This window comes from Rhizobacter sp. P3_B12, from assembly GCF_056402895.1.
This window is the reverse complement of record NZ_JBFUGN010000492.1, coordinates 1-4,562: the sequence shown is the minus strand read 5'-3', so window position 1 is coordinate 4,562 and position 4,562 is coordinate 1. Positions and strand designations below refer to the sequence as shown.

The following is a 4,562-nucleotide window of genomic DNA, read 5'->3' as shown; positions in this document are numbered from 1 at the left end:
GCAGCGCGGTCTCCTCCATGCCGAGCCACGGGCCGAAGAAGCGCTCGAGCCCGACGAAGCCGAGCAGCTTCTCGGTGACGCCCCACAGCGGCGACAGGATCAGCTGCCAGCTGAAGCCGATGATCACCACCGACAGCAGCGTCGGCAGGAACAGCACCGTGCGGTAGGCCGCCGCGCCGCGCAGGCCGCGCAGCGACAGCAGCGCCGCCAGCACCAGCGCCACCGGGTTCTGCACCAGCGAGTGGATGACGAAGAACTCGACGTTGTTCACCATCGCGTTGCGGAAGCTCTCGAACCACTGCGGATCGAGCAGCAGCGTGCGGAAGTTCTGCAGCCCGACGAACGACACCGCGCCGTCGGGCCCGGTGCCGTAGGCGCTGAGCCGCAGCGTGTCGACCAGCGGCCAGGCGCTGAACGCGGTGTAGACCAGCACGGCCGGTGCCAGGAACACCAACACATGCCACGGAAAGCGTTTCATACCCAGCGGCCCCCGTGGAACCGGCTTTGCCGGGCCACCAGGGGCGCCCCCTCGGGGGGAGGCGCGCAGCGCTTCGGGGGGGACGTCATTTCTGCGGGGCGTACCACTTGGCGAAGCCGGCCTGGATGCGTTGGGCCGCATCCTTCGGCGCAAGCTTGCCGTTGAGGACCTGCGAGTTGACGGTCCACAGCTCGTTCTCCATGCTCGGCTCGCCGCGGCTCATCACCTGGGCGTTCAGCCGGATGGTCGACTTGCACTGCGCGCGCCAGCCGATCATCTGCCGCGCCACCGGGTCCTTCACGTCGACTGCATGTTTCGCCAGCGAGAAGAAGCCGGTCGCCTTGTTGGTGTACAGCTCGGCGAACTCCTTCGACGCGAGCCAGGTCAGGAACACCTTCGCATCCGCGGAATTCTTGCCGGCCTTGTTGATGCCCATGCCGATGTCGGTGTGGTCCGAGATGTAGCAGGCGTCGCCGGCCTTGCGCACCGGCGGCGGGAACGCGCCGAACTCGAAACCGGGCTCCTTCTCGAAGTACGCGATGTCCCACGAGCCGGTCGGGTAGATCGCCGCCTTGCCGGAGGCAAACAGGTTCTGCGAGTCGCCGTAGGTCTCGGCCTGGTAGCCCTTGGGCAGGTAGGCCGACCACTTGGCCATCGTCGCCCACACGTCGACGAACTCGGGATCGGTGAACTTCTTCTTGCCGGCGATCAGCGCGCGGCGGCCTTCCTCGCCCTTCCAGTAGTTCGGGCCGATGCCGGTGAAGACGATCTGGCTGGTCTCCCACTGGTCGGCGGTGCCGAGCGCGATCGGCGCGACCTTGCCTTGCGCCTTGATCTTGTCGAGCACCGCGAAGAACTCCGCCTCGGTGGCCGGCGGCGTGACGCCGGCGTCCGCGAAGATCTTCTTGTTGTAGAAGAAGCCGTGGATCACCGAGGCCATCGGCATGCAGTAGGTGTCCTTGCCGTCGTCGGTCTGCCACGCGACCTTGGCCGAATCGGGGAAGTTCGCGAGACCGGGCTCGCCGTCGAGCTTCGCGAGGCGGCCCTTCTTGTAGAGGTCGAGCGCCACGTCGAACGGGCGGCAGGTGATCAGGTCGCCGGCGCTGCCCGCGGCAAGCCGCGCGCTCAGCACCGAGTTGTATTCCGGCGGCGCGGTCGGCGAGAACTTCACCGTGATGCCGGGGTGCGCCTTCGTGAAGGCCGGCAGCAGCACCTCGTCCCACAGCGCCTTGTCGTCGGTGCGCCAGCTTTCGATGACGAGCGAGCCGGCTTGCGCGCTGGCGGCCAGGGCAAGTGCGGCGCAGGCCAGTGCGGTGCGAACGGGGCGGGTCATGGGCAGTCTCCTTCGGTGGATGGGCGGGGCGCAAGGTACCATCGGCCGCCGTGTGACACGAGGCCCGCACAAGGGTCCGCGCGCGACACCGCTGCACGAGGCCAAGTGCTTGTCATTCCAGGGATTTCCGACCATGAGGCGACAGGACGCGCTCACGCTTTCTTACGCTGCACTGCGCGCCTGCGCAGGCGCCGCGAAGGGCCGTGCCGCGCCCCGCGCCTTACACAACATTGCAATTCGCAGGGATTCGAAAGACGCGTGGCGCGGGTTTGCCCTGACGCTTCTGCTGCTCGCGGGTGCGGCGATCCATGCGCAGGCCCAGACCCTCGACGTGCTGCACTGGTGGACCTCGGCCGGCGAGCGCCGCGCCGTCGAGCAACTGGTGCAGCAGCTCGACAAGCGCGGCATCGTCTGGAACGACGCCGCGATCCCCGGCGGCGGCGGTGGCGGCGCGATGAAGGTGCTGAACAGCCGCGTGCTGGCGCGCGACCCGCCCGACGCCGCGCAGGTGATCGGCCGCACGCTGGCCGACTGGTCGGACCTGGGCCTGGTGCTGCCGCTCGACGAGGTGGCGCAGCGCAACCGCTGGAGCCAGTCGCTGTTCCCGGTGGTGCAGCGCGTGATCACGCACCGCGGCCGCATCGTCGCCGCACCGCTCGGCGTGCACCGCATCAACACGCTGTTCTACAACCAGCGGGTGTGGGCGCGGCTGAAGCTCGGCGTACCGAAGGGCTGGGGCGATGTCGAGCAGGCGGCGGCCACGCTGCGCAGCGCCGGCATCGCACCGTTCGCATGGAGTGACGAGCCGTGGCAGATCGCCACCGTGTTCGAGACGCTGCTGCTCTCCGAGGGTGGGCCGGCGCTGTATGCCGAGCTGGCCGCCACGCAGCGCTGGCAGGCCTGGCAGGACCCGCGCGTCATGAAAGCGCTGGAGCGGCTGCGCTGGCTGCGGCGCCTGAACGGAGAGACGGCCATCGAGCAGCGCTGGACCGCATCGGCGCGCCAGCTCTTCACCGGCGATGCCGGCATGCTGATCATGGGCGACTGGACCGGCGGCGAGCTGACCGCCTGGGGCGCGCAGGCCGGCCGCGACTACGGCTGCGCACCGGTGCCCGGCACGGCCGGCATGCACCTGTACAGCATCGACACGCTGGCGATGCTGGTCGGCACGAAGAAGCGCGAGCCCGAGCAGGAGCGCATGGCCGAGGTGGTGGTGTCGCCGGCAGCGCAGCTCGCCTACAACCAGGCCAAGGGCTCGGTGCCGGTGCGCGACGACATCGACCCGGCGCAGCTCGACGAGTGCGCGCGCGACTCGTGGCAGACGCTGAAGCGCGCCGACAGCCCGCAGCTGCCGAGCATCGCGCACCGGATGGCCGCCGACGAGGCCACGAAGGACGCGCTGGCCGATGCGCTGCACCGCTATCTGAAGGACCCCGCCGTCACGCCCGCCCGCGCGCAGGAGCGCCTGGTGGCGCTGATCCGCAGCGCGGCGCGGTCGCCCGCTTCTCCTTGAAGACTGCGCCCCGGACTGCACCATGACCCTCGCCCGCAAGCGCACCATCCTCGCCGTCGACGACGACCAGAAGACCCGGCAGCTGCTGAAGCTGTACCTGGAGAAGCACCAGTACGTGGTGCAGCTCGCGGCCGACGGCGCGAGCTTCCGCAGCGGCTTCGAGCGCTACCGCGACGACCTGAGCCTGGTGATCCTCGACGTGATGCTGCCCGACACCGACGGCTTCGCGCTGTGCCAGATGGTGCGGCAGCGCGCACCGACGCTGCCGATCATCATGCTGACCGCGAGCGCCGACGACACCGAGCGCATCGTCGGCCTGGAACTCGGTGCCGACGACTACATCGGCAAGCCGTACAACCCGCGCGAGCTGCTGGCGCGCATCAAGGCGATCCACCGGCGCGCCGGGCAGACCGAGGGCGGCGCGGCGGCGCGCTACCTGCGCTTTGCCGGCTTCCGGCTCGATCGGCTGGAGCGCACGGTGACCGGGCCGGACGGCCAGCCGCTGGCGCTGACCGCGATGGATTTCGACCTGCTGCGGCTGCTGGCCGAGCATGCCGGCGAGGTGATGGAGCGGGCGCGGCTGATGGAGCAGACGCGCGGCCGCGACCTCGGCCCGGCCGACCGTTCGCTCGACGTGCAGGTGAGCCGGCTGCGCCAGCGGCTGGGCGATGACGGCAAGCAGCCGGCGCTGATCAAGACGGTGCGCAGCAGCGGCTACGTGTTCTCGGTCGAGGTGCTGGCTTCGCATGATTGATTGGCGCGCCTGGTCGCAGCGCTTGCTGCCGCGCACGCTGCGCGGGCGGATCATGCTGGTGATGGTGGCCGGCGTGCTGCTGAGCCAGTTGCTGGGCACGGCGATCTGGGCCTGGCAGCTGCGCGCGAATGCGTTGCGCGATGCGCGCGATGCGGCGCAGCAGACGGCGCAGAGCGCGGCCGGCGCGATCCGCTTCTTTCGCGACCTGCCGGCGCAGTACCGGCCGTTGCTGATCGAGCAGCTGCGCACGATGGGCGGCACGCGCTTCTTCGTCAACGTGAACCGGGCGCGCGTGGCGACCGGTGCGTTCGCGCCGTCGCGGCTGTCGGAGACGGTGGTGCGCAGCGTGCGCGAGCGGCTGCTGGCGCAGGTGGGCGACACCACGTCGTTCGAGGCCGCGTTCGCGTGGCCGGACACGCTGGTGGTGGCCGACGACGGCCGCAGCTTGCGCGAGTTGCCGGAGAGCTGGGTGGAGGCCTCGCTG

Annotated in this window: 4 protein-coding genes and 1 pseudogene; 3 read left to right on the top strand and 2 right to left on the bottom strand. The window is 70.1% G+C overall.

Annotated features, from left to right (window positions below):
- Together AC1D01_RS22045 and AC1D01_RS22040 are read right to left on the bottom strand one after the other, a co-directional pair.
- On the bottom strand, nt 1-478 hold a 478-nt coding region (locus AC1D01_RS22045; protein ID WP_477870064.1), incomplete at its 3' end, for a carbohydrate ABC transporter permease.
- A gap of 85 nt (nt 479-563) precedes the next feature.
- Nucleotides 564-1,811 (bottom strand): ABC transporter substrate-binding protein, encoded by a 1,248-nt coding sequence (locus tag AC1D01_RS22040; RefSeq protein WP_477870062.1) that lies wholly within the window; start codon nt 1,809-1,811, stop codon nt 564-566.
- A gap of 133 nt (nt 1,812-1,944) precedes the next feature.
- Between AC1D01_RS22040 and AC1D01_RS22035 the strand changes: the two genes are divergently transcribed.
- The 3 genes and pseudogenes from AC1D01_RS22035 to AC1D01_RS22025 all read left to right on the top strand — a co-directional run.
- Entirely contained in the window at nt 1,945-3,324 is a 1,380-nt protein-coding gene (locus tag AC1D01_RS22035) for an ABC transporter substrate-binding protein (protein ID WP_477870060.1), read from the top strand.
- A 22-nt stretch (nt 3,325-3,346) separates the two neighbouring features.
- A complete protein-coding gene (locus AC1D01_RS22030; RefSeq protein ID WP_477870058.1) occupies nt 3,347-4,078 on the top strand; it encodes a response regulator in 732 nt (243 codons plus the stop codon).
- Nucleotides 4,071-4,562: pseudogene (locus tag AC1D01_RS22025) on the top strand (ATP-binding protein); the annotation flags it as partial. The gene AC1D01_RS22030 and the pseudogene AC1D01_RS22025, both read left to right, overlap by 8 nt.